The organism is Yersinia aleksiciae (genome assembly GCF_001047675.1).
GTDB classification, from domain to species: domain Bacteria; phylum Pseudomonadota; class Gammaproteobacteria; order Enterobacterales; family Enterobacteriaceae; genus Yersinia; species Yersinia aleksiciae.
In genome coordinates this window covers 533536-558692 of the sequence record NZ_CP011975.1, presented here as the reverse complement: position 1 = coordinate 558692, position 25157 = coordinate 533536, and the positions used below count along the sequence as shown (strand labels likewise).

The following is a 25157-nucleotide window of genomic DNA, read 5'->3' as shown; positions in this document are numbered from 1 at the left end:
AGTTGCTGTGATTAATCTATTTTTGGAGAAAAACAATGCTCAATTTAAGCAAGACAGCCTTGTTCTGTCTGTTGCTGTTATGGATGCCTGCTCTTTGGGCGGCAGACAGCGGCTGGCGGGTCAGTCCGCAAAACGACCACGCCAAAGTTCGGCTACGTGCCGAGCCATCAATCAGCGGTGAAACCCGCATGTTACTTGCCGTTCAACTGGAAGATGGCTGGAAAACCTACTGGCGCTCGCCGGGAGAAGGGGGGATTGCGCCCACGATTGTCTGGGATCAGCCCCTTGGCGCAGTAAAATGGTTCTGGCCAGTGCCACAACGCTTTGATGTTTCTGGGATTTCGACTCAGGGATATCATGAACAGGTGATGTTACCGATCGTCATTTCCGGCAAGCGACCCAAAACACTGAGCGGGACATTAACCCTGTCGACCTGTAGCAATGTCTGCATTTTGACCGACTACCCCTTTAGCCTTGATCTCTCCTCATCGGTAAGCACTGAAGATCAGCAGCAATTTGCGCACGATTTTGCCCAAGCGATGGGGCAAGTACCGATTGCCAATGCCTTGACCCAACAGATTCAGGCGGGCTATGGCAACGGAGAGGTGCAAATTCTGGCGCTGCGTGAGGGAGGTTGGCAGCAGCCCGCGTTGTTCTTCGATACGCTGGACGATGTGGATCTTGGTAAACCCATTGTTAGCGTGCAAGGTAAGCAGCTATCGGTGCGGGTTCCTGCCACGGATGGTTGGGGTGAAGGGACGGCGGATCTGCGCGGCAAACCGCTGACCATGGTGATTACCGATGCCGGTTTGGCGCAAGAAGCCACACTCACCATTGGGCCGGCGCTCACCTTGCCAGCGTCATCCAGCGCCTTTTGGTCCTGGATATTGATGGCGCTGGCGGGCGGACTGATTCTGAATCTCATGCCCTGCGTGCTGCCGGTATTGGCGATGAAACTGGGGTCGATTCTACAAACGGAACACCAGACTCGTCGTCAGGTACGTTGGCAGTTTCTGGCCTCTTCGGCGGGGATCATCAGCTCATTTTGGTTGCTGGCACTGCTGATGACCGTCTTGCGTTTAGGCAATCACGCCCTTGGCTGGGGGATCCAGTTCCAGAACCCGTGGTTTATCGGTTTTATGGTGCTGGTTACCGCACTTTTTACCGCCAATCTGTTTGGCCTGTTCGAAATCCAGCTCTCCTCGTCACTGAACAGCCGCATTGCTGCGCCGCGCGTGGAGAGATCAGGTGCAAGTGGTATGGCGGGTCACTTTGGTCAGGGCGCACTGGCGACCCTGCTGGCAACCCCTTGTTCCGCGCCGTTCCTCGGTACGGCAGTGGCGTTTGCACTGGCGGCCCCGCTGCCTGCACTGTGGGGGATATTCACCGCGCTTGGCGTTGGGATGAGCTTGCCGTGGTTGGCGGTGGCCGCCTGGCCGACATTGGCACTCTGCTTACCGCGTCCTGGCCGCTGGATGAGCCATCTGCGGATTGCCATGGGAGTACTGATGTTGGCATCCAGCCTGTGGCTGCTCAGTCTGATGATCAGCCATATTGGTCTGCAAGCAGTGATGGTCAGTGCGGGCGTGCTGCTGCTGGCGCTGTTAGTCGCCATTGGCTGGCGTTATGGTGCACGTGCTGCCGCTATCGTTAGCTTAATCAGTGTGCTGATCATCGGAGCGCTACTGCTGGCGGGTTCACTGACGGCGAACCTGTGGCGCAAGCCGCTACATGACAACATCTTGTGGCAGCCGTTAACGGAATCCGCCATTAAGAAGGCACTGCGCGAACATAAACGGGTGTTTGTCGATATCACTGCTGACTGGTGTGTGACCTGTAAAGTCAACAAGATACATGTGTTGATGCGCGACGATGTGCAGCAGGCGCTGCAAGCACCGGACGTGGTGGCATTACGGGGTGACTGGACGCGGCCTTCTGCTGATATCACCCAGTTTTTGCGTGAGCGCGGCAGTGTTGCCATCCCGTTCAATCAGATTTATGGGCCACAACAACCGCAAGGGGTCGTGCTCTCCCCACTGCTGGATCGCGATATTTTGTTGAAAGTGTTGGCCGATGCCAAAGGAAATAAAGAATGAAAATTTTAATGATTTTGTTATTAACGCTGATCGCCACCCCACTCTGGGCAGCAGAGCCTTTCACCCCCGCGCAAGAAGTGCGGATCAAAGAGCTGATCCGCGAAACCCTGGTAGCAAATCCGGATATTCTGGAGCAATCGATTAATGCCTGGCAGCAACAAGCCAACGAGGCGCAGGGGCAGCAACTGAGTCAGTTTATCGCCGCCAATCAGCAAGCCCTGTATCAGGACCCCGGTAGCCCACGATTCGGCGCGGCAAAGCCCGCACTAACCTTGGTGTCATTTACCGATTACAACTGCCCATTCTGCAAAACCTTTGATCCGCTGCTGGAAAAAATAGTGCAGGAGTATCCGCAGGTGGCAGTGGTGATAAAACCGCTGCCATTTAAAGGCGAAAGCTCAGTGACCAGCGCCCGATTGGCGTTGACGCTGTGGCAGCAGCACCCGGAGCAATTTATGGCATTTCATCAGCGTTTGATGGCGAAAAAAGGCTTCCATGATGCCAATAGTATTGCGGCGGCGCAGAAAAAAACCGGTGTCACACCCGAGGCACCGAGTGAGCAAAGCCTGAATGTGCTGCGCACTAATCTAAAGTTGGCTGATCAACTGGGTATTCAGGGCACCCCCGCCACCTTGATTGGCAACCAAATGGTGCCGGGGGCGATCTCCTATGAACAACTGGCGGAGATCGTGAAGCAGCAACTGGCACAGGCGGGTAAATGAGTCGTTTAAAGCGTTGGGGCAAAGAGCTGGCGGTTTTAGTCCTGCTGGTGGCGGTGGTTTCGCTGGGAATGGATTGGCTGCGCAGCCCGCAGGCACCGCCTGATTGGTCAGATACACCTTTGCAAACACTGACGGGGGAGAGCGTCTCTTTGCAGGCGATGAGCCAAGATAAGCCGCTGCTGATCTATTTCTGGGCGACATGGTGTGGCGTTTGCAAATTCACCAGCCCTAGTGTCAATCAGTTAGTGCAGGAGGGCGAGAATGTGCTGACCGTGGCACTGCGATCCGGAGATGCCTCGCAGGTTGAGCGTTGGCTGAGCAAAAAAGGCTATCAACTGCCAGTGGTGAACGATCCGACAGGCCAGTTATCCGCCCAATGGCAAGTCAGTGTGACGCCGACACTGGTGATTCTCTATCAGGGCAAGATGGTGCAACACACCAGCGGCTGGACCAGCTACTGGGGGATGAAGGTCCGCCTGTGGCTGGCCGCTTTTTGATTGATACCCGTCATACTTCAAACTGCGTTCCTGCAACTCGAATTATTTAGCGTAAAACAATAGGTTAGAGTATCGCCCGGCGCTTTTAGGCCGGGTTTTTTTCGCTTTACTGCGCGCTTTTTCTGCGTAGCGGCCTGCGCAGACGTTGAGCCAATACCACCCCGGCGAGGGTAATACCGCCGCCAATCAGGTGGTAGCTGTGCAATTGCTCATGGAGGAAAGTCACGGCAATAATGGCGGTAAATACGGGGGTCAGATTCATAAATATCGACGCGGTGTTGGCACCAAGACGCATGACGCCGTGAATCCATAAATAGGGCGCAATAATAGAGGCGGGAATCCCAGCAAATAATACCAGCGGGATATTTTGCGCTGTTAATTGGACATCCGGTGCCAGCAGGAAATTGGGGATTAATAGCAGGACACCAAAGGCGATTTGCATATACAGGGATTGCCAGTTCGGTAACTGAATTGCCCAGCGTTTGGTTAACACCCCATAAAGAGCATAGGATGCTGATGCGCCAAACATCATTAATTCACCTTTACCGATACCCTGTTGCAGCAATTGTACGGGGTTACCCGCACTAACCAACCACACTAATCCTCCCAATGACAGCACACTGCCCAGCGCGATGCCAACTGTCGGGGTGACACGTAGCAGAACAATGCTAATCAGCACCGTCAGCAGCGGAATCAACGAACTGAATATTCCCATAAACAGGGCGCTAACACTGTGGGCTGCGTAGTACGCTAGGCTTTGGTACAGCACCATGCCCAGCAGCCCCAGAACCATCAGTTTCCACCAATAGACACGGATTGCCGACCCGTTGCGGATCACGCCCATCAGCAAGAAGGGGGTTAATGTCAGTAGCGCCAACAGCCAGCGGTAGAAAGAGATCGCGGCGGGATCAATAGCGGTAGCCGAGACTTTGCTGACCACGGCATTGATTGACCAAATAATCACCGCGAACAGGGGGAATAACACATTCATGCTAATAATTCTCATCTATACACTTATGCGGTGCAGTTTACCCTTGTCTGGTTTATTCTATATAGCGATAATCAGACAATAATAGATGTAATCAGGACAATTTAGCCGCAGGAATGGGGCTTGCCGGAGTTAATGCATCATGACAGAACCCTCTTTTCCGGTGGTCGCCACCATCGAGCCGCAGAGTTTATCCTTCCGTTGCGAGATATATAATGCCAATACTGAATTCCTGCCGCATAGCCATTCATACGGGCAATTAATCTGCGTGAAATCAGGGGTGTTGGCGATGAATATCGGCGGTCAACGCTTTCTGGCACCGCCTGAATTCAGTGTCTGGGTCCCCGCTGGCGTCGAGCACTCCAGCTTTAACCGCAAATCGATGCATTTTCGTGCCATTGATATTGCCCTCGATCTCTGTAATGACTTACCCGATTCCGCTTGTTTGATGAATATCAGCCCGATCGTTAGCGCCATCATGGAAGATTGCTTCTCTCGCGGCTTATTGATGCCGGAAAGCGAGCAAGATATGCGATTAGCTCGCGTATTTATTGATCAACTCAGGGTGTCGTCGGTGCAGCGCACTTATCTGCCCACCTCGCAAGATAAGCTCCTGTCCCCAATTTTAGCGGCGCTGGAACGCTGCCCATCGGATAATACCTCATTGGCACATTGGGCCAAGCGGGTCTACACCACCGAGCGGACACTATCGCGCCGTTGCCAGCAGGAGCTGGGGATGGCATTTAGTGAATGGCGGCAGCGACTGCGGTTCCTCCATGCTATATCATTGTTAGAACAGGGAAAAACTGTGCAAAGTGTGGCGCTGGATGTCGGCTACAGCTCGGCATCGGCGTTTATTGCCATGTTTCAGCAGGTTTCAGGGACGACACCGGAGCGTTTTCGTCGCGCCAATCCCCTTCGTCCTTGAAACCACAGGGGTGTTAGCTGCGCTCACTTACCCGAATCACTTACTAATGTAAGCTCATCGGGATGCGTTTGCTGGCTGCCTACCTGTGGCTCCAATGACTTTGGGGATTATTTTTTGTTCTTGAAACCACAGGGGGGTTAGCTGCGCTCACTCACCCGAATCACTTACTAATGTAAGCTCATCGGGATGCGTTTGCTGGCTGCCTACCTGTGGCTCCAATGACTTTGGGGATTATTTTCGTTTCAGGATCCCTTTTTGAAGTCGTAGGGGTTAGCTGCAACGCCACATTTTTTGGGTATATACTAAGCCCCTGTTTTTCATCTGTAGGGCAGTGAGCTGCCGGAGAATAACGTGAAGATTCTGGTTGATGAGAATATGCCGTACGCGGAGACACTCTTTCGGCGTTTGGGCGATGTGCAGGCGGTGCCGGGGCGACCTATCCCTCGTGAAGCACTGGCTGACGCTGATGCGCTGATGGTGCGATCGGTCACTAAAGTCAATGAGTCACTATTGCAAGGCACCTCAATTGGTTTTGTGGGCACGGCGACTGCTGGCACCGACCATGTTGATGATAATTGGCTGCGCCAGCAGGGGATTGGCTTCTCCGCTGCTCCGGGCTGTAACGCGATCGCGGTGGTTGAATATGTTTTTTCTGCGCTGATGATGATGGCTGAACGTGATGGCTTCCAGTTGCGCGATAAAACAGTCGGTATCGTGGGGGTGGGAAATGTGGGATCACGGCTTAATGCTCGCCTGCAAGCCCTTGGCGTGCGCACGCTACTCTGTGATCCACCTCGCGCGGATCGTGGCGATAACGACACTTTTTGGCCGCTGGAAAAACTGGTGCGCGAAGCGGATGTCCTCACCTTCCATACGCCACTGAATAAAACCGGTGCTTATCAAAGCCTGCATATGGCGGATGATGAGCTACTGGCTGCCCTGCCAGATGACCGCATACTGATCAATGCCTGCCGTGGTGCGGTGGTGGATAATGCCGCACTGCTCCGCGCGCTGGAGAAAGGTAAAAAACTCAGTGTGGTACTGGATGTGTGGGAGCCGGAACCTGAGCTGTCGTTACCGCTGCTGGCCCGCGTCGATATCGGCACGCCACACATCGCCGGATACACTTTGGAAGGCAAAGCGCGTGGCACCACGCAAGTGTTCGAAGCATTCAGTCAGCATCTGGGGCAGCCGCAATCAGTAGAGTTAGCCACGCTATTGCCACAGCCAGAGTTCAGCCACTTACAACTGAATGGTGAGCTGGACGAAGGCAAATTAAAACGATTGATGCACTTAGTGTATGATGTGCGCCGCGATGATGCACCGCTGCGCCGTGTTGCTGGTCTGCCGGGGGAGTTTGACCGTCTGCGCAAGCACTATCAAGAGCGACGGGAATGGTCATCACTTTGCGTGCAGTGCGATGATGCAGCCAGTGCCGAGCTGTTGCAGAAATTAGGGTTTACGACTCAGCTATTGTAACCCGATGACGCGATCTGAAGAGTGAGGATAGGCAGAAGAGTAAAGCGTCCGCGCCAGGGGGGGCGAGGCTCGAGCCTCCATGGATGGATTGACGGCGTCTTTACGATCGGCCTGTTCTCACCACTGTAAACGCTGGGTCATCAACCTCAAGACGCTATTTTACTGTCTCTTTGTATTTGTATAAATCCTTGTATTTTAATGAACGTTAGTGGAGAAAACCAACATGTCTGACGGCTGGAATATTGCTCTGTTAGGAGCGACGGGCGCAGTAGGTGAAGCTTTGCTGGAGTTGCTCCACGAGCGCCAGTTCCCGGTTGGTGAATTGTATCCGCTGGCCAGCGAACGCAGTGCTGGCGCTACCGTGCGCTTTAACGGCAAAAGTTTGCTGGTTGAGAATGTTGCTGAATTCGACTGGTCACAGGCGCAGTTGGCCTTCTTTGTCGCAGGTCCTGAGGCCTCGCAGCAATACGCGGAAGAAGCGGGTAACGCCGGTTGTTTGGTTATCGACAGCAGCGGCCTGTTCGCGATGGAGCATGATGTGCCGCTAGTGGTGCCAAGTGTCAATCCTCAAGTGCTGGCTGATTACCGCAATCGCAATATTGTAGCGGTCGCTGACAGCTTAACCAGCCAGTTACTGACGGCTATCAAGCCACTGACGGAGCAAGCCGGGTTATCCCGCCTGCATGTCACCGCGCTAATTTCTGCCTCGGCTCACGGCAAAGTCGCTGTGGACGATCTGGCCGGACAAAGTGCCAAGCTGCTCAATGGCATCCCTGCTGAACCGGGTTTCTTCGCCAAACAGCTGGCATTTAATGTCTTGCCGCTCATGGCAGATGAAGAGGGCAGTGTTCGCGAAGAGCGCCGCTTGGTCGATCAGGTGCGTAAAGTGCTACAAGACGATGGTTTGCCTATCTCAGTGACTTGCATTCAGTCGCCGGTATTCTACGGTCAGGCGCAAGTGGTGCATCTGGAAGCGCTACGTCCGATCTCCTCGGATGAAGCCCGTAGCGAGCTGGAAAGTTGCGAAGACATCCAATTATCGGAAGAAGATGATTACCCAACACAGGTCAGCGATGCCTCTGGCAGTGATGTCTTGAGCATTGGTTGTGTGCGTAATGACTATGGTATTCCCGAGGTATTACAGTTCTGGTCGGTGGCTGACAACATTCGTTTCGGTGGCGCATTAATGGCGATCGAAACGGCGGAGCGCCTGTTGCAGGAGCAACTTTACTGATGTCCGAACTTGAGTTGGCTCAGCAAGACGCCGCAGTAGCAGATGTTGCCAGTTTGAAAATTGCGCTGGGTATCGAATATAACGGTAGCCGCTATTTTGGTTGGCAACGTCAGCAAGAAGTTACCAGTGTGCAAGCTTGTCTGGAAGCGGCACTCTCGAAAGTTGCTAATGCGCCTATCGGCGTATTTTGTGCAGGGCGGACGGATGCGGGCGTGCATGCGACCGGGCAGGTGGTGCATTTTGTCACCACCGCCGTACGCAAAGACGCCGCCTGGACCATGGGGGTTAATAGCCATTTGCCCTCAGATATCGCGGTACGATGGGTAAAAACGGTTGATGAAGATTTCCACGCCCGTTTTAGCGCCACGGCCCGTCGCTACCGCTATATTATTTTTAACCATCGCTATCGTCCGGCGGTATTGGCGCAAGGGGTGACTCATTGCCATATGCCACTGGATGCCGAAAGAATGGAGCAGGCTGCGCAGTGCCTACTTGGCGAGAATGATTTTACCTCGTTCCGCGCGGTGCAGTGCCAGTCCCGCACTCCATGGCGAAATGTAAAACATGTCAAAGTGTCCCGACACGGCGCGTATATCGTGGTAGATATCAAGGCCAACGCGTTTGTGCATCATATGGTGCGCAATATTGTCGGTAGCCTGATCGAGATTGGCTGCGGTAATCAGGATGTGACCTGGATGGCCGAGTTGCTGGCGCTAAAAGACCGAACCCGTGCGGCGGCAACGGCAAAAGCCGAAGGGTTATATTTGGTGTCTGTTGACTATCCTGAGCGTTTTGGCTTACCCGCAGCGCCGATGGGGCCGCTTTTTTTGGCCGATGATTGATCAGGTTATAATGATAAGTGTATGGCTGACCACTGACCTTGAGCTAAGGAATACTTAAGGAAGTTCAGCTAGTCTCAATCAAAATTTAAGCTCGCTTACCACTCGAGAGTATTTATGGAATTTATACGTTTCGTTATTGATTTTATTTTGCATATTGATGTTCATCTGGCGGAGTTGGTGGCGCAGTATGGGGTCTGGGTTTATGCCATTTTATTCCTGATTTTATTCTGTGAAACCGGTCTGGTGGTGACGCCATTCCTGCCAGGTGACTCTTTGCTCTTTGTCGCTGGCGCACTGGCCTCATTGCCATCCAATGATATCAACGTGCATATCATGGTGGCCCTGATGGTGACCGCCGCTATTCTCGGGGATGCGATCAACTACACCATCGGTCGGGTGTTCGGTGAAAAGCTCTTTAGCAACCCGGACTCCAAAATTTTCCGCCGCAGTTATCTGGATAAAACCCATCAGTTCTACGAGAAACATGGTGGGAAAGCGATTATTCTGGCGCGATTTGTGCCTATTATTCGTACTTTTGCGCCGTTCGTTGCTGGCATGGGGAAAATGTCCTATCGCCACTTTGCGGCCTATAACGTGATTGGGGCGTTGGTATGGGTCCTGTTATTCACCTATGCTGGTTACCTGTTTGGTAATGTGCCTATCGTGCAGAACAATCTGAAATTGCTGATTGTCGCCATTATTGTGGTGTCAATTTTGCCCGGTGTATTCGAGGTTTGGCGCCATCGGCGCGCAGCGGCACGTCAGAAAAATCAGTAAAAACGTTACCTAAGCCAAGGGTTCGACCAGTTTTTTATCTACACTGTCGAGCCAATATGGTTTAATGAGTGACATTTATGGTCTGTTCCTGCGGACGACCCGAATTTCGGTGCCTTAGCCACGTTGTACTGGCGTGTATCTCAGGCACTTTTTATTGGGGCGTTTTCAGGGAGATGGTTAAAGCATGAACAGCGGACTGGCAACGGCCAGGTTCAAACAGAAAGGTCATCGATGAGCTGGATTGAACGAATTCTTAACAAAAGCAATATCACACAAACCCGTAAAGCGAGTATTCCTGAAGGGGTGTGGACGAAATGTGACAGTTGTGGTCAGGTACTTTACCGTGCCGAGCTAGAGCGCAATCTGGAAGTTTGTCCTAAGTGTGATCACCATATGCGTATGTCAGCCCGTGCACGGTTACATATGCTGCTGGATGCAGGCAGTGAAGTTGAATTGGGTAGCGAGCTGGAGCCGAAGGACATCCTGAAATTCAAGGATTCCAAAAAGTATAAAGATCGTATTTCTGCCGCTCAAAAAGAGACGGGCGAGAAAGATGCTTTGGTTGCCATGAAAGGAACCTTGCAAGGCATGCCTGTTGTTGCCGCCGCATTTGAATTTGCCTTTATGGGCGGTTCAATGGCGTCAGTTGTGGGGGCGCGTTTCGTTCGCGCTGTCGAGCAGGCACTGGAAGATAATTGCCCGCTGGTGTGCTTCTCCTCCAGTGGTGGCGCCCGTATGCAGGAAGCATTGATGTCACTGATGCAGATGGCAAAAACCAGTGCTGCTCTGGCTAAAATGCAAGAGCGTGGTTTGCCTTACATTTCCGTGCTGACAGACCCTACCATGGGGGGCGTTTCCGCCAGTCTGGCAATGCTCGGTGATATCAATATCGGTGAGCCTAAAGCCCTAATCGGTTTTGCAGGCCCTCGGGTTATCGAGCAAACCGTACGAGAAAAACTGCCGCCGGGCTTCCAGCGCAGTGAATTCTTGATTGAAAAAGGCGCTATCGACATGATCGTGCGCCGTCCGGTTATGCGCCAGACGATTGCCAGCATCTTGTCTAAATTGACTCATCAGCCACAGCCAAGCGTGGTTGACGCCAAAGAGACTGCTGCGACGGATACTCAGGCAGAAGCCTGATTTTCCTAACGGGCATCACCCTGATAAGGTGGTGTCCGGTTATTGTGAATAAAGGTCAGTGACGGGACTCATGAACAATCATCCAATTCCCCAAGCCACGTCGCCTTTGGCCGCGTGGCTTTACTATCTTGAGCGCTTGCATTCTCAGCCAATCGAGTTGGGTCTGGAGCGTGTTAAACAGGTTGCTGAGCGTCTTGATCTGCTTAAACCTGCCCCGAAAGTATTTACCATTGCCGGCACTAATGGCAAAGGCACTACCTGTTGTACCCTCGAATCAATTTTACTGGCAGCTGGCCTGCGGGTAGGGGTTTACAGCTCTCCTCATCTTTTGCGTTATACCGAGCGAGTCCGCATTCAGGGGCAAGAGCTACCTGAGGCCGAACATAGCCACTCTTTTGCCCAAATTGAAGCTGGGCGCGAAGGTATCTCGCTGACTTATTTCGAATTTGGCACGTTATCGGCACTGCAATTATTTAAGCAGGCTAAGCTTGATGTGGTGATTCTGGAAGTGGGCCTCGGTGGGCGTTTGGACGCGACCAATATTGTTGATTCTGATGTTGCCGCTATCACCAGTATCGCGATCGATCATACTGACTGGTTGGGCTTCGACCGCGAAAGCATTGGGCGCGAAAAGGCCGGAGTGTTCCGCCCAGGAAAACCTGCCGTGGTGGGTGAACCTGATATGCCGCAGTCTATTGCCGATGTCGCTGCGAAACTCGGTGCGCAACTCTATCCGCGTGATAAGACATGGCAGTTAAGCCAGCAGGACCAACGTTGGAGCTGGCAGTGCGACGATCGTCTGTGGGCTGATTTACCGTTGCCCAATGTGCCGCTGGCCAATGCGGCCACCGCATTGGCAGTGCTGCACTATTCTGGATTGCCATTGAGCGAAGCGGTAATTCGCCAAGGTTTGCAGGCTGCTAGCTTGCCGGGACGTTTCCAGATTGTCAGTGAGCAACCCTTGCTGATTTTGGATGTGGCCCATAATCCACATGCCGCACGTTATTTGACCGACAGACTCGCTCAGTTACCGAAACAGGGTAAAGTACGGGCAGTGGTTGGGATGTTATCCGATAAAGATATTGGTGGTACCTTGGCCTGCTTATCTGAACAGGTCGACCAATGGTATTGCGCACCGCTGGAAGGGCCGCGTGGGGCCACTGCGGAGCAACTGGCTGAGCATCTCACTCTATCCCGCCAGTTTAGCGATGTTGAAACAGCGTGGCGTCAGGCCATGCAAGATGCAGAACCACAGGATGTGGTCATTGTCTGTGGCTCTTTCCATACTGTCGCCCATGTGATGGCTGCATTGAATCGATGACTGTATCCTGTTGATAAAAAATCGAATGTATAAACGAATGAACGTGGGGAATGCGAGTGGCAAGTAAGTTCCAGAACCGTTTAGTTGGGACCATAATTCTGGTGGCGTTGGGCGTGATTTTGCTGCCGGGGCTGCTGGATGGTAAAAAGAAGCACTATGAGGATGAGTTTGCTGCTATCCCATTAGTGCCAAAACCCGGTGATAGCCAGGAGATTGACGCGGTTCCTCCAGTCAGTCAGCCTTTGCCTATCGCGCCACCGGAAGGTGCGGCGCAAGCTGTGGAAGTCCCTAAAGATGATTCCGCCTCTCAAGCTGCTAATGATGCCGGTAACCTGCCATCTGAACCAACCATAGTGACACCGCCACCGATGCAAACTAAACCGGTGGAGGTGAAACCTGTTGAGAAAAAACCGGTCGAAATCAAACCGACGCCGATAGAGAAAAAACCGCAGGAAGTGAAACCTAAACCTGAGGTTAAGCCAGAAATAAAACCAGAGAGTAAACCGACCCCGGAAGAAAAAGCACCGGTAGGGCAGGCTTATGTCGTTCAGTTGGGCGCGCTCAAAAACGCCGCGAAAGTGAATGAAGTTGTCGCCACATTGCGTCTGTCAGGTCATCGGGCATTTACGGTGCCTGCGACTCCGGTACAGGGCCAGATAACTCGAGTGTTTGTTGGGCCGGATGCGTCAAAACAAAAACTGCAATCCGCCTTGCCGGAGCTTAATTCATTAAGCGGCCTAAATGGGCAGGTCAAGCCCTATAGTACTGGGCGTTAAGGTTTTGGCTGTGCGGTAAGATGTCAGAGCGCACGGGGTTTGTGAGCTAAGTTTGTGCGACGATTGTTGTTTTTAAAATCGTCGCACTTTAATTTGTCGTAGGGTCAGAAACCCCTACGCAAACGTTTTCTTTTTCTGTTAGAATTCGCCGCGAACAGGATGCAGCGGCGATTTCGTCATTGGAATAGTCATGGTCTGGATTGATTACGTCATAATAGGGATTATCGGATTTTCTGCATTAGTCAGCTTAATCCGGGGGTTTGTCCGTGAAGCATTGTCACTTGTAACATGGGGATGTGCGTTTTTTGTCGCCAGCCATTTTTACACTTACCTTGCTGTCTATTTCACCCGTTTTGAGGATGAAGTAGTACGTAACGGCATCGCCATCGGCATTTTGTTCATCGCGACATTGATCGTCGGGGCTATTGTTAACTATGTGATTGGTTCACTGGTTGAACGTACCGGGTTATCAGGAACAGACAGGGTATTGGGCATCTGTTTTGGGGCGCTGCGAGGCGTTCTAATTGTCTCAGCCATGTTGTTCTTTCTGGATACATTTACCGGCTTCTCACAAAGTGAAGACTGGAAACAGTCACAATTGATCCCGCAGTTCAGTTATATCATCAGGTGGTTCTTTGACTACCTGCAGAGCACGTCGAGTTTCTTACCGAATCAATTACCGATTCGGAGCGGCTTATGAGGAAAAGACAACATGTGCGGTATTGTCGGTATCGCCGGTTTTGCACCGGTAAACCAGTCGATTTATGATGCGCTGACGGTGCTTCAGCACCGAGGCCAGGATGCTGCGGGCATCGTTACCATTGATGCCCATAATGGGTTCCGGCTGCGTAAAGCAAACGGCTTGGTGAAGGATGTATTTGAAACCCGGCATATGCTGCGCTTACAGGGGAATATGGGTATTGGCCATGTTCGTTACCCGACAGCAGGTAGCTCCAGTGCTTCCGAGGCTCAGCCCTTCTACGTTAACTCACCGTTTGGCATCACCTTGGCTCATAACGGTAATCTGACTAACGCTCACCAGCTGAGAAAGAAATTATTCGAAGTCTCTCGCCGTCATGTGAACACCACGTCTGACTCAGAAATTCTGCTGAATATTTTTGCCAGTGAATTGGACCGTTTCCAACATTATCCGTTGGAGTCTGACAACATTTTTGCCGCTGTTGCCGCAACGCATCAGCTGATCCGTGGTGCCTATGCTTGCGTCGCGATGATTATCGGCCATGGCATGGTCGCCTTCCGTGATCCTAACGGTATCCGTCCGCTGGTGATTGGCAAACGCACCTTGGTTGATGGCCGTAATGAGTACATGGTCGCTTCTGAAAGTGTGGCACTCGATACCCTTGGCTTTGAATTCCTGCGTGATGTTGCGCCGGGCGAAGCGGTGTATATCACCGAAAAGGGTCAGTTGTTCACACGCCAGTGTGCTGAAAATCCAAAATATAACCCGTGCTTGTTTGAGTATGTCTATTTTGCCCGCCCAGACTCCTTTATGGACAAAATTTCTGTTTACAGTGCGCGGGTGCGCATGGGGCAGAAGTTGGGCGCAAAAATTGCCAAACAGTGGGAAGATCTGGATATCGATGTGGTTATCCCTATCCCAGAAACCTCCTGCGATATCGCGTTGGAAATTGCTCGTATTCTGGATAAACCGTATCGTCAGGGGTTTGTGAAAAACCGCTATGTCGGCCGCACCTTCATCATGCCAGGCCAGCAGGAGCGTCGCAAATCAGTGCGCCGCAAACTGAATGCCAACCGTGCAGAGTTCCGCGATAAGAACGTGTTATTGGTGGATGACTCTATCGTCCGTGGTACGACATCAGAACAGATCGTCGAGATGGCGCGTGAAGCGGGGGCGAAGAAAGTCTACTTCGCTTCTGCCGCCCCTGAAATCCGTTTCCCGAATGTGTACGGTATCGATATGCCAAGCGCCAATGAGTTGATTGCCCATGGCCGTGAAGTGGACGAGATTCGCCAGTTGATTGGTGCCGATGCACTGATTTTCCAGGATCTTCCCGACCTTATCGAAGCTGTACGCGAAGATAACCCAGATATCACTCAGTTTGAGTGTTCCGTCTTCAATGGCGTTTACGTCACCAAAGATGTGGATCAGAGCTATTTGGAGTATCTGGAGTCGTTACGTAACGATGATGCGCAGGCATTACGTAATCATAACGAAGCGGAAAATCTTGAGATGCATAACGAAGGTTAATCATCTTCGGCCTCTTGGTTAGTGATAGATAAAGATGAATCAAAAAGGTGCAACTCGCGTTTGGCGTGGTGCACCTTTTTTACTTTAGGATGCCAAGAGCATGACTTGCTAATCCGCGCCTGATACGGCAAAGTTTGTCCCTGCTTATTTATGTTATGTTTAACTTAGAAGATATCACGTCAGTGTGAGGCAACTTTCCATGAAACGACTTATTATCGGCATCAGTGGTGCCAGCGGAGCCATTTATGGCGTGCGGCTATTACAGGTGCTACAACATGTCGAGGGCGTGGAAACGCATTTGATTATCAGCAATGCTGCGCGTCAGACGTTGGCGCTTGAAACCGAGTTCAGTCTTAAAGATGTACAGGCACTGGCGGATGTGGTGCATGATTCACGTGATATTGCGGCTAGCATCTCATCAGGGTCATTCAAGACCATGGGTATGGTTATTTTACCCTGCTCAATCAAAACATTATCTGGCATTGTCCTTAGCTACACTGATGGATTACTGACCCGTGCTGCCGATGTGGTGTTGAAAGAACGCCGCCCATTGTTGCTGTGTGTTCGCGAAACCCCATTACATTTAGGCCATTTGCGGTTGATGGTGCAGGCTGCTGAGTTAGGGGCGACTATTATGCCCCCCATGCCGGCGTTTTATCATCGCCCGCAAACTATTCAGGATATTGTTGATCAAACCGTTAATCGGGTTATCGATCAATTTGATATTGAGTTGCCCGAAGATCTTTTTGTTCGCTGGCAAGGTGCTAGTTAACATTTCTCACTTAATTGATACATTTGTGCAACATCGCACTGAAATAGGGCGAATTATGCACCACAATGATGCTGTTGCACGATACGTGTTGTGGCATGAATTGCGTATTTGATTTCTGTTCATGACCTGATGCCTTGATTTAGTCGTGGTCGTGCTAAGAAAGCCGTGATGGAATTTGCTTTCCCTCCAGATGATTACTGGCACGATTACTGCAAATTGATTTATGAAAGCGATTAACTTATGAAAGCTCTGGGTTGTACAGAAATCTAACGCGCTTTATGGCATCAAAAATCAATTTGAGGGTAATGTATGAATAAGAAGATTTTGGTTCTTCCTTTAGTCTTAGCATTGGCTGCCGCTAGCAGTGCTTTTGCAGCGATTCCTAAAGATGTCAAGATTGGTACTGATCCCACTTATGAACCTTTCGAATCTAAAAATGCCAGTGGTGAACTGGTCGGTTTTGATATCGATATAGCAAAAGAGCTATGTAAACGCATTGATACCAAATGTACTTTTGTTGAAAGTGACTTCGATGCATTAATCCCATCACTCAAAGCTAAAAAAATCGATGCCATTATCTCTTCACTCTCCATTACTGAAAAACGCCAAAAAGAGATTGCTTTCACCGAGAAGCTCTATGCGGCCAATGCCCGTTTAATCGCGCCGAAAGACAGCAAAATCGAACCGACATTGGTGGCTTTGAAGGGCAAACGTGTTGGGGTGTTGCAAGGGTCTACTCAGGAAGCATTCGCCAATGCTGAGTGGCAGCCAAAAGGCATCGATGTTGTTGCCTATCAAAATCAGGACTTGATCTACGCTGACCTGGCTTCCGGTCGCATTGATGCGGCTTTCCAGGATGAAGTGGCGGGCAGTGAAGGTTTCCTGAAGCAAGAGATCGGTAAAGGTTACGCATTTGCTGGGCCGTCAGTTAAAAATGATCAATTCTTTGGCGTAGGTACCGGTATGGGCTTGCGTAAAGATGATGCAGAACTGAAAGCTGCCTTGGATAAAGCCTTTGCAGAAATGCGCAAAGATGGCACTTACGACAAACTCGCGAAAAAATATTTCGATTTTGATGTTTACGGCGGTTAATCCTTTTGCCGTTATGGCCTCTGTCGATCTCGGCAGGGGCCACTATAGGGTAATTAATAATAGTCATTTACCAGACTCCTTACTCAGTAAAACAGGATAACCCAGATGCTGGATGGATATTCGAAACTGATATTTGAGGGTGCGCTGGTGACGCTGGAGTTAGCATTGTGTTCGGTGCTGCTGTCAGTGATTATCGGCCTGATGGGTGCCGGTGGAAAGTTATCCTCAAATCGGCTGTTATCTGGCTTATTTGAGTGCTACACCACGCTTATTCGCGGTGTACCGGATTTAGTTTTAATGCTGCTGATCTTCTACGGTTTGCAGATAACCCTAAATAGCATTACTGAATCGCTCGGTTTTGCACAAATTAATATTGACCCTCTCTCCGCCGGGATTATTACCCTGGGCTTTATCTATGGTGCTTATTTCACTGAAACCTTCCGTGGTGCTTATATGGCGGTTCCTGCCGGCCAAATTGAAGCGGCCACTGCATTTGGTTTCACCCCTAGCCAGATTTTTCGACGAATTATGTTTCCGGCGATGATGCGCTATGCGCTGCCGGGTATTGGCAATAACTGGCAAGTTATTCTGAAGGCGACAGCATTGGTCTCTATTTTGGGATTAAATGATGTGGTTAAAGCGACACAGTTGGCGGGAAAGGGCACTTATCAACCCTTCTTCTTTGCTCTGGTGGCAGGGGCGGTTTATCTGATCTTCACCACGCTATCAAATGGTGTATTGCTGTGGCTAGAACGGCGCTATTCCCATGGGGTGAAGAGGGCTGAGCTATGATTGAAATCCTGCATCAGTATTGGCAAGCACTGCTCTGGAGTGATGGCTATCGGTTTACCGGAATGGCCGTCACGTTGTGGTTACTCATTTCCTCGGTCGTCATGGGTGGGTTGCTGGCTATTCCTTTGGCGGTTGCTCGTGTGGCTGAACGGCGCTGGATCCGTTTACCTGTCTGGATTTTCACCTATATCTTTCGTGGCACGCCATTATATGTCCAATTATTGGTATTCTATTCTGGCATGTATAGTCTAGAGATTGTCCGAGGCAATGATCTGCTTAATGCATTCTTCCGCAGCGGATTGAATTGTACTATTTTAGCCCTGACGCTAAATACCTGTGCTTATACGACCGAGATTTTTGCCGGAGCCATTCGTTCAGTGCCACACGGTGAAATTGAAGCGGCCAGAGCTTATGGTTTCTCGCGCTTTAAAATGTATCGCTGTATTATTTTACCTTCAGCATTGCGTATTGCCTTACCGGCCTACAGTAATGAAGTGATTTTGATGCTGCACTCTACGGCACTGGCTTTTACTGCCACAGTGCCGGATATACTGAAAATAGCGCGTGATATTAACGCCGCGACTTATCAGCCGTTTTATGCTTTTGGTATTGCTGCCGTACTTTATCTGATTATCTCCTTTACGCTAATTAGCCTGTTCCGCCAGGCAGAGAAACGTTGGCTGGCTCATATAAAACCGCAGGCATCGCATTAAGTACGGAGAAACCATGATGGACACATTAGAAACTATGACTGACACATCAGAAACTAAAATAGCTGAAACCAAACTGTCCGTGACAGAGTTGCATAAGCATTATGGTGAACACGAAGTTTTAAAAGGCGTTTCCCTCTCAGCCAAAGCGGGGGATGTGATTTCTATTATTGGCTCCTCCGGTTCGGGGAAAAGCACTTTTTTACGCTGCATCAACTTTCTGGAAAAACCCAGCGAAGGCACGATCAGCGTAAATAATCAAAATATCCGCTTAGTACGGGATAAAGATGGGCAATTAAAAGTCTTTGATAAAAAAGAGCTGCAATTATTACGCACCCGGCTAACGATGGTATTCCAGCATTTTAATTTATGGAGCCATATGACGGTGCTGGAAAACGTAATGGAAGCACCGATTCAAGTCTTAGGGCTGAGTAAAGCGGTGGCGAAAGAGCGGGCTATCCGTTATTTGGATAAAGTCGGGATTGATGAGCGGGCGCGGGCGAAATATCCGGTCCATCTTTCTGGTGGTCAGCAACAACGTGTTTCTATTGCACGGGCATTGGCAATGGAGCCGGACGTCTTACTGTTTGATGAACCGACTTCGGCGCTAGACCCTGAACTGGTCGGCGAAGTGTTGCGTATTATGCAAAAACTGGCAGAAGAGGGGAAAACCATGGTGGTGGTGACGCACGAAATGGAGTTCGCCCGCCATGTTTCCAGCCATGTCATCTTCCTACATAAAGGGGTCATTGAAGAAGAAGGCCCACCAGCTGAGCTTTTTGGTAACCCTAAGAGCACCCGTTTGCAGCAGTTCCTTTCTGGTGCGCTGAAATAATGAATGAAGCAGCGGGATAGGGATCAATCTATCCCGCTGCATTCCATTCCACTAGGATCTATCTCACTACAATCTAGCTCGCTGCACCTATGCGGATGGCTTTTTCAATACATTGCGCAGTGCTTCTTCCAGTTCGAAATAACGAAAACCAAAACCCGCTTCTTCCAGTCGTTTCGGTACGGCTCGTTGCCCACCGAGCACTAATGCCGCAGATTCTCCCAATAATAGACGCATTGCTGCCGCTGGGGTGCGAATGACTGCCGGCCGATCCAATACCTCTGCCAGCGTGGCAATAAATTGTTCGTTATGCACCGGATAGGGGGAGACCATATTGAAAAGGCCGTTCAGGCCATCAGTCGTCAGTAAGAAATAGATGCCATGAACCATATCATCAATATGTATCCAAGGTAGATATTGGCGGCCATCGCCGATGGGCCCACCCAACCCCAGGCGCAGCAGTGGCACCATTTTAGCTAACGCACCACCATGAGGGGCTAACACGATGCCAGTGCGCAGTAAGCATACACGGGTGTGGTTGCTCTGTGCGGCGCGAGCCAGACTCTCCCAGCGTTCACACAACTGATGAGTAAACTCATCGTGTGGCGTCTCTTCTTCAGTGACCAATGCTTGCCCTTGGTCACCATAAAATCCCACCGCAGACCCTGAAATAAATACCGTCGGTGGCGCACTACTGGCCTTGATTAAAGTGGTCAGTTTTTCGGTTATTTGCCAGCGGCTTTGGCAAAGAATCTCTTTTTGCTGTGCGGTCCACCGTTTTTCAGCAATGGGTTCGCCCGCGAGATTGATAACTGCATCAAACTCATTAAGGTCATGTTTATCATCTAGCGTCGACCAATAGGTGACTTGCGAACCGAGCACATGATTTGCCCGCTGTGGATCACGGGTCAGTGCGGTTATTTGATGGGCTTGCGACAAAAGGAAGGCGGTCAGACTGCGCCCGATGAGTCCTGTCGCTCCAGTGATTAAAATACGCATAGCCAATCTCCATTTATGCCCTTCTTACTCGAAGCCACAGGGGAAGCTCTCTACAACGTCAAGTAACAAGGGTATAGAACTTACCCATCAGGTCGTTATGCTCATTATGACTTGTTTCTCTTTCAGCATAGATGATCCCAGACTCTTCTCCTACGATGCTGAGCACATCCTGAGATTAATCTAAAGAAAGAATCCAACCAACAGCATCGTTTGAGAAAATAAAAAAATAATAGCTAAACAAATCGGTGCTTCTGTCCGATTAATACAATATTGGGTGCTCAGGTACTCCCCGTTCACTCGTGGCGTGGTTGCCTGTTACCTTGTTGTTTTTGAATGTTAAAAATATGTATAAGCCATACCCAGACGACTTTTAAAATACTGAATGGATAAATGTCTGCTAGAGTGAGCATATTCATTTGAATGGAAGAGTTCAGTCAGCCTCTTATCACTTGCGAAATGGGCTGTTTTATCAATGTCGGGCATTTTATAAAAGTTAGCGGTGGCTTATAAATCCTCCGGCTGAGGTCAAGTTGTGATCTCATTGTTGCCTATACACTTTTCAGGTGCGCATGAAGCTAAATATCGAAGTTAATTGTTCTTACGTATGCGAACCCATACATAAGCAAGACGGTAGCTTATTCGCTGTCGAGCTATTAAGCCGATTTTCAGCTAAGTCGGTCGATTTATCCATTGATGTCGAACAGTTTATTAGAGAGCTCGGTGTTGATGGAAAGACTGAATTATTTCAGGACCAATTACGCGCGGTGAAAGCCTATCGCGATTGGTTTATTGCTAACAAAGTTCTGTTAACGATTAATATTGATTTTGACCTGGCAAGCGTGATTGTTAGCGATGATTCAACCCGTCTGATGCTGGATGAAATGCCTTTTTTGCGGCTGGAGATAATGGAAACTTTCTCCAACTTATCCGATGGCATGAATAATCCATTGTTACGCGAACTGGCTGAGCGGTATCCGTTATGGTTGGATGACTTAGGCAGCGGGGGTTCTACCTTAAATGCGGTTACAGCCAATATTTTTGAATATGTGAAGATAGATAAGCATTTCTTCTGGCAGCACAATAAGCATACCTTCCCGATTTTGATCAATAACATCAAAAAATATTGCCTTGGCGTCATTGTTGTTGGCGTCGAAAATCAGGATGAATCGGAACAACTTAAGGGCACTAATATTGACGCCATGCAGGGATATTTATTCCCCCCTCTGACATTGGATGAGTTGGTCTCTCAACACGCGTAATAACGGTTTCCTCGATTTTATTTCATATCGCGCTGGCATGATTTTATTCTGTCAGCGCTATTTTTTGCGATAAAACACGCTAATGAGAGATAGCTGTTTTTATCAGATTAATCTGACGAATTGGGTGATAGAATAGTGCCTCTTTTAGCACTCAATAAGTGCTGCGGCAGTACTTGTCGCCTGACTTGTTGAGATTATGACCAGAGAAGACGATGTTATGAAGTTAATGTTTGCTTCTGATCTGCATGGTTCACTGCCAGCGACTGAGAAGGTGCTGGAGATTTTTGCCCGCAGCGATGCACAATGGCTAGTGCTGTTGGGCGATTTACTCAATCATGGCCCGCGTAATGCGCTACCGGAGGGGTATCAACCAGCAGCCGTAGCGGAGTGCCTAAATCCCCATAAAGAGAAGATCATTGCGGTGCGCGGCAACTGCGACAGCGAAGTCGATCAAATGCTTTTACAGTTCCCTATCATGGCCAGTTGGCAGCAGATTATTATGCCAGAAACCCGTCTATTTTTGACGCATGGTCACCTTTATCATCCCGGCGCACTTCCTCCGTTGCGTAATGGGGATGTCTTAGTCTATGGTCATACTCATCTGCCGCAGGCAGAGTGGCAGGATGAGGTGATTTGCTTTAATCCCGGCTCCGTCAGCATCCCTAAAGGGGGCTATCCGGCGAGCTATGGCATGTTGGACGGCGGTGTTTTACAGGTTCTGACCCTACAGAATGATGAACCTATCGCCCAGTTGGCATTGAAAAAACAATAATATAAACAGTTATTTACCTCCCAATCAGAGTGTCGCGTACCAGAGTGCGGCCTAGAGGAACAGGGGTAATCTCTTGATTAACAATTGTGCGCGTCTCATCGCGCCTAGATAGAAGGTTTTAGAGGATGGTGGAGCAAAATCCAGCAGCAGTCATCGAGTGGGTTGATATTGTTGATGAGCAAAACGAGGTTATTGCTCAATCTAGCCGTCAACAAATGAGAGCTCAACGACTACGCCATCGTGCGACCTATATTGTGGTGCATGATGGAATGGGCAAAATTCTGGTACAACGCCGCACGGAGATCAAAGATTTCTATCCCGGTAAGCTTGATGCGACCGCTGGTGGTGTAGTGCAAAGTGGCGAGAATTACCTTGAATCTGCCCGGCGCGAAGCAGAAGAAGAGTTAGGTATTGCGGGGGTTCCCTTTGCCGAGCATGGGCAGTTCTACTTTGAAGAAGAGTGCTGTCGTGTGTGGGGCGCGTTGTTCAGTTGCGTATCTCATGGCCCATTCGCATTACAGGCAGAAGAGATTGATGAAGTCCGTTGGATGCTACCAGAAGAGATAACCGCGCGTTGCGACGAGTTCACGCCCGACTCCCTGAAAGCCCTATCACTGTGGTTAACCCGCAATAACGAACAGGATTACGGCAAAATTACGCCACGTGAAGATTGATCTGAGTTTGTCGCTAACATCCCGGCCTGCTGGCTGGGATGTTAAATGAATGTCTATGTGGGGCGGTTTACTCGACTTAGCTATTAGGCCAGCACATGCTGGCGAATCACGGCGGCGATGCCCGGTTGTTCGTTGTCGGCGATAACCAAATCAGCCCGTTGCTTAATGGCATCCGCACTGTTCCCCATCGCCACACCCAGCCCGGCGCTCTCTAGCATACTCAGATCATTAAAGTTATCACCGAAAGCCACGACGTCGCTCATACTCATGCCCTGAGACTCAACCCATTGCTGCAAGCGCATACCTTTACTGTTGCCCGCCTGCGCGATATCCACCTGATCATGCCATGACCATTCACAGGCCAGCCCCATTTCATCTTTAACCATGGTAGCAAAGGCTTTCAGTTGCTCGGTATCGGCGTGGGACGTGGCGAATTTCCAGATGGCGGTGGCGCTGTGGGCGGCATCTAATAAGCTATCGACGTGAAGCAGTGTTGGGCGCTGGTCGGCAGGTAATGATTCAGCCCAACTCAGTGAGCGGGTAACGTGTCCGCTGGTTTGCTGATAGAGCATCGCATCATCGACATACATCAGCCCGTGAATTTTGGTCTGCTCTAGCAACTGCAATACCTGAACCGCCTGCTTAGGCTGCAATGGATTGGAATCCAGCACTTTTTTGCCATGGTAATCATAAATATAGGTACCGTTGCAGCAAATGGCCGGTGTATCAAGCTCTAACGCCTGATAAAACGGATGAATAGCCACATGATGACGGCCAGTCACCACCACCACTTTAACGCCTTCCGCACGGGCCTGAGCCAGTGCCGCTAAGGATTCCGGCAGAATACGTTTTTTGTGATCCAGTAGTGTTCCATCCAGATCCAGTGCAATTATGCGATAGGTCATAGCAGCTCTAATCCCAAGTCTAGAAATAATATGTATGAAAAGTATTTTCTGATGGTACACCGGATGGCGACTTGATTAAACCAAGCCCGAGAGTGGGTAGCATAATCAGCTAAGAATAAGCGGGATAAGTTTTAAGCAGCGCGACGTCTGACTGTTGTTATGTCAGCGTAGTCAGGTAAGCTAGGCTAAAATTGTGCATTAATAATCGATATTTGATTGCCCAACAGGCCCGACTAAGGAGTAGAGATGAAGCAAGTGGTTTACGTGGCAAGCCCAGACAGTCAGCAGATCCATGTCTGGCAATTAGATTCCGCTGGTGCATTAACCTTGCTGCAAACGGTGGATGTCCCGGGCCAGGTGCAGCCGATGGTCATCAACCCAAATCAGCGCCATTTGTATGTTGGGGTGCGACCTGATTTTGGTATTGTCAGCTACAATATTGCTGACGATGGCACCCTGACTGCTGCGGGCATGGCACCACTCCCCGGAAGCCCGACCCATATCGGCACTGATTTACAAGGCCGTTTCCTGTTCTCTGCTTCTTACAGCTTCAACTGCGTCAGCATCAGTCCCATTGATGAGCATGGCGTGGTTCAGGCACCTATTCAGCAATTGGATGATTTGCCTGCGCCACACTCAGCGAATATTGATCCGACCAATCAAATCCTGCTGATACCTTGCCTGAAAGAGGACAAAGTACGGCTATTTGATTTCAGCGCAGAGGGCAAGTTAACACCGCACGCACAGGCTGATATTCAGGTGGCTGCTGGTGCGGGGCCGCGTCACATGGCCTTCCACCCGAATCACCACGTTGCCTACTGCGTGAATGAACTCAATAGCTCAGTGGATGTGTATCAAATCAGCAATAACGGGCAAGAATATCAGCTTATTCAGACACTGGATGCCATGCCTGCTGACTTTACGGGCACCCGCTGGGCCGCGGATATCCATATCACATCAAACGGTCGCCATTTGTATATTAGCGACCGCACCGCCAGCCTATTGGGTATTTTCAGCCTATCGGAAGATGGCCGTAAAATTTCGCTGGTCGGGCATCATCTGACAGAAGCACAACCGCGCGGCTTTAATATTGACCACAGCGGCAACTTCCTGATTGCGTCCGGTCAAAAATCTGATCATATCGAAGTGTACCGTATTGATCAGAACAGCGGCGAACTGACGACGCTGAATCGGTATCCGGTAGGGAAAGGCCCAATGTGGGTGAGTATTGGTACGCCTCACGCGTCATTGATTTAGACGGTTGGGAAAGTCGATTGAAGGGGAAATGTTCCGTAGGGGCCGTCACCCCTTCACGAATCT

The 25157-nt window shown here is 50.3% G+C and carries 25 protein-coding genes; 22 read left to right on the top strand and 3 right to left on the bottom strand.

Going from position 1 to position 25157, the window contains the following annotated elements:
- Positions 1 to 35 precede the first annotated feature (35 nt).
- The 3 genes from ACZ76_RS02690 to ACZ76_RS02680 are packed head-to-tail and all read left to right on the top strand — an operon-like array spanning position 36 to position 3315.
- Positions 36 to 2096, top strand: coding sequence for a protein-disulfide reductase DsbD family protein (locus ACZ76_RS02690; protein WP_048616575.1), 2061 nt, complete (start codon positions 36 to 38; stop codon positions 2094 to 2096).
- Positions 2093 to 2818 (top strand): DsbA family protein, encoded by a 726-nt coding sequence (locus tag ACZ76_RS02685; protein WP_048616573.1) that lies wholly within the window; start codon positions 2093 to 2095, stop codon positions 2816 to 2818. The genes ACZ76_RS02690 and ACZ76_RS02685 overlap by 4 nt, the downstream gene beginning before the upstream one ends.
- Positions 2815 to 3315: a protein disulfide oxidoreductase gene (locus tag ACZ76_RS02680; RefSeq protein WP_048616571.1), complete on the top strand. Its 501-nt coding sequence runs from the start codon at positions 2815 to 2817 to the stop codon at positions 3313 to 3315. Before ACZ76_RS02685 ends, ACZ76_RS02680 begins: the two co-directional genes overlap by 4 nt.
- A 106-nt stretch (positions 3316 to 3421) precedes the next feature.
- On the opposite strand, the gene ACZ76_RS02675 is transcribed toward ACZ76_RS02680, so the two are convergent.
- Complete coding sequence (locus tag ACZ76_RS02675; RefSeq protein WP_048616569.1) at positions 3422 to 4306, bottom strand: DMT family transporter; 885 nt, start codon at positions 4304 to 4306, stop codon at positions 3422 to 3424.
- Positions 4307 to 4445: 139 nt separating this feature from the next.
- Here ACZ76_RS02675 and ACZ76_RS02670 point away from each other — a divergent pair, with 139 nt between their 5' ends.
- The 15 genes from ACZ76_RS02670 to hisP all read left to right on the top strand — a co-directional run bounded on the left by ACZ76_RS02670 (position 4446) and on the right by hisP (position 19231).
- Complete coding sequence (locus ACZ76_RS02670) at positions 4446 to 5231, top strand: AraC family transcriptional regulator (RefSeq protein ID WP_048616567.1); 786 nt, start codon at positions 4446 to 4448, stop codon at positions 5229 to 5231.
- 351 nt (positions 5232 to 5582) lie between these two features.
- On the top strand, positions 5583 to 6710 hold the full coding sequence (pdxB, locus tag ACZ76_RS02665; RefSeq protein WP_048616566.1) for a 4-phosphoerythronate dehydrogenase PdxB: 1128 nt from the start codon (positions 5583 to 5585) through the stop codon (positions 6708 to 6710).
- 223 nt (positions 6711 to 6933) lie between these two features.
- Positions 6934 to 7944, top strand: coding sequence for an aspartate-semialdehyde dehydrogenase (locus tag ACZ76_RS02660; protein WP_048616564.1), 1011 nt, complete (start codon positions 6934 to 6936; stop codon positions 7942 to 7944).
- A complete protein-coding gene (gene truA / locus ACZ76_RS02655) occupies positions 7944 to 8786 on the top strand; it encodes a tRNA pseudouridine(38-40) synthase TruA (RefSeq protein WP_048616563.1) in 843 nt (280 codons plus the stop codon). Before ACZ76_RS02660 ends, truA begins: the two co-directional genes overlap by 1 nt.
- 114 nt (positions 8787 to 8900) lie before the next feature.
- The gene (locus ACZ76_RS02650; RefSeq protein WP_048616560.1) at positions 8901 to 9563 is read left to right on the top strand and encodes a DedA family protein; all 663 of its coding nucleotides are present in this window, start codon (positions 8901 to 8903) and stop codon (positions 9561 to 9563) included.
- Between the two features lie 231 nt (positions 9564 to 9794).
- Positions 9795 to 10703 (top strand): acetyl-CoA carboxylase, carboxyltransferase subunit beta, encoded by a 909-nt coding sequence (gene accD / locus ACZ76_RS02645; protein ID WP_048616558.1) that lies wholly within the window; start codon positions 9795 to 9797, stop codon positions 10701 to 10703.
- 70 nt (positions 10704 to 10773) lie between these two features.
- On the top strand, positions 10774 to 12024 hold the full coding sequence (gene folC, locus ACZ76_RS02640) for a bifunctional tetrahydrofolate synthase/dihydrofolate synthase (RefSeq protein ID WP_048616556.1): 1251 nt from the start codon (positions 10774 to 10776) through the stop codon (positions 12022 to 12024).
- Positions 12025 to 12080: 56 nt separating this feature from the next.
- Entirely contained in the window at positions 12081 to 12800 is a 720-nt protein-coding gene (gene dedD, locus ACZ76_RS02635) for a cell division protein DedD (protein ID WP_048620163.1), read from the top strand.
- 190 nt (positions 12801 to 12990) lie between these two features.
- The gene (gene cvpA / locus ACZ76_RS02630; RefSeq protein ID WP_048616554.1) at positions 12991 to 13500 is read left to right on the top strand and encodes a colicin V production protein; all 510 of its coding nucleotides are present in this window, start codon (positions 12991 to 12993) and stop codon (positions 13498 to 13500) included.
- A 12-nt stretch (positions 13501 to 13512) separates the two neighbouring features.
- The gene (gene purF, locus ACZ76_RS02625) at positions 13513 to 15030 is read left to right on the top strand and encodes an amidophosphoribosyltransferase (RefSeq protein ID WP_048616552.1); all 1518 of its coding nucleotides are present in this window, start codon (positions 13513 to 13515) and stop codon (positions 15028 to 15030) included.
- A gap of 199 nt (positions 15031 to 15229) precedes the next feature.
- On the top strand, positions 15230 to 15802 hold the full coding sequence (locus tag ACZ76_RS02620) for a UbiX family flavin prenyltransferase (protein ID WP_048616550.1): 573 nt from the start codon (positions 15230 to 15232) through the stop codon (positions 15800 to 15802).
- Between the two features lie 309 nt (positions 15803 to 16111).
- Entirely contained in the window at positions 16112 to 16894 is a 783-nt protein-coding gene (gene hisJ, locus ACZ76_RS02615; protein WP_048616548.1) for a histidine ABC transporter substrate-binding protein HisJ, read from the top strand.
- Between the two features lie 105 nt (positions 16895 to 16999).
- Entirely contained in the window at positions 17000 to 17686 is a 687-nt protein-coding gene (locus ACZ76_RS02610) for a histidine ABC transporter permease HisQ (protein ID WP_048616546.1), read from the top strand.
- Positions 17683 to 18399, top strand: coding sequence for an ABC transporter permease (locus ACZ76_RS02605; RefSeq protein WP_005171793.1), 717 nt, complete (start codon positions 17683 to 17685; stop codon positions 18397 to 18399). Before ACZ76_RS02610 ends, ACZ76_RS02605 begins: the two co-directional genes overlap by 4 nt.
- Positions 18400 to 18433: 34 nt before the next feature.
- Positions 18434 to 19231 carry a histidine ABC transporter ATP-binding protein HisP gene (gene hisP / locus ACZ76_RS02600; RefSeq protein WP_053082186.1) on the top strand — a complete coding sequence of 266 codons (798 nt, stop codon included), beginning with the start codon at positions 18434 to 18436 and terminating at the stop codon, positions 19229 to 19231.
- A gap of 87 nt (positions 19232 to 19318) precedes the next feature.
- On the opposite strand, the gene ACZ76_RS02595 is transcribed toward hisP, so the two are convergent.
- Positions 19319 to 20227, bottom strand: a complete 909-nt coding sequence (locus tag ACZ76_RS02595; protein ID WP_048616542.1) for a TIGR01777 family oxidoreductase — start codon at positions 20225 to 20227, stop codon at positions 19319 to 19321.
- A gap of 569 nt (positions 20228 to 20796) precedes the next feature.
- Here ACZ76_RS02595 and ACZ76_RS02590 point away from each other — a divergent pair.
- The 3 genes from ACZ76_RS02590 (at position 20797) to yfcD (ending at position 22932) form a co-directional block, all read left to right on the top strand.
- On the top strand, positions 20797 to 21486 hold the full coding sequence (locus ACZ76_RS02590) for an EAL domain-containing protein (RefSeq protein ID WP_048616540.1): 690 nt from the start codon (positions 20797 to 20799) through the stop codon (positions 21484 to 21486).
- A gap of 217 nt (positions 21487 to 21703) precedes the next feature.
- Positions 21704 to 22258, top strand: coding sequence for a phosphodiesterase (gene yfcE, locus ACZ76_RS02585; RefSeq protein ID WP_048616538.1), 555 nt, complete (start codon positions 21704 to 21706; stop codon positions 22256 to 22258).
- Positions 22259 to 22383: 125 nt separating this feature from the next.
- Positions 22384 to 22932 (top strand): NUDIX hydrolase YfcD, encoded by a 549-nt coding sequence (gene yfcD / locus ACZ76_RS02580; RefSeq protein ID WP_048616537.1) that lies wholly within the window; start codon positions 22384 to 22386, stop codon positions 22930 to 22932.
- Between the two features lie 83 nt (positions 22933 to 23015).
- Here the strand turns inward: yfcD and ACZ76_RS02575 are convergent, their stop codons facing one another.
- The gene (locus ACZ76_RS02575) at positions 23016 to 23837 is read right to left on the bottom strand and encodes a pyridoxal phosphatase (RefSeq protein ID WP_048616535.1); all 822 of its coding nucleotides are present in this window, start codon (positions 23835 to 23837) and stop codon (positions 23016 to 23018) included.
- Between the two features lie 246 nt (positions 23838 to 24083).
- Between ACZ76_RS02575 and pgl the strand changes: the two genes are divergently transcribed.
- Positions 24084 to 25094 carry a 6-phosphogluconolactonase gene (gene pgl / locus ACZ76_RS02570; protein WP_048616533.1) on the top strand — a complete coding sequence of 337 codons (1011 nt, stop codon included), beginning with the start codon at positions 24084 to 24086 and terminating at the stop codon, positions 25092 to 25094.
- Positions 25095 to 25157: the final 63 nt, after the last annotated feature.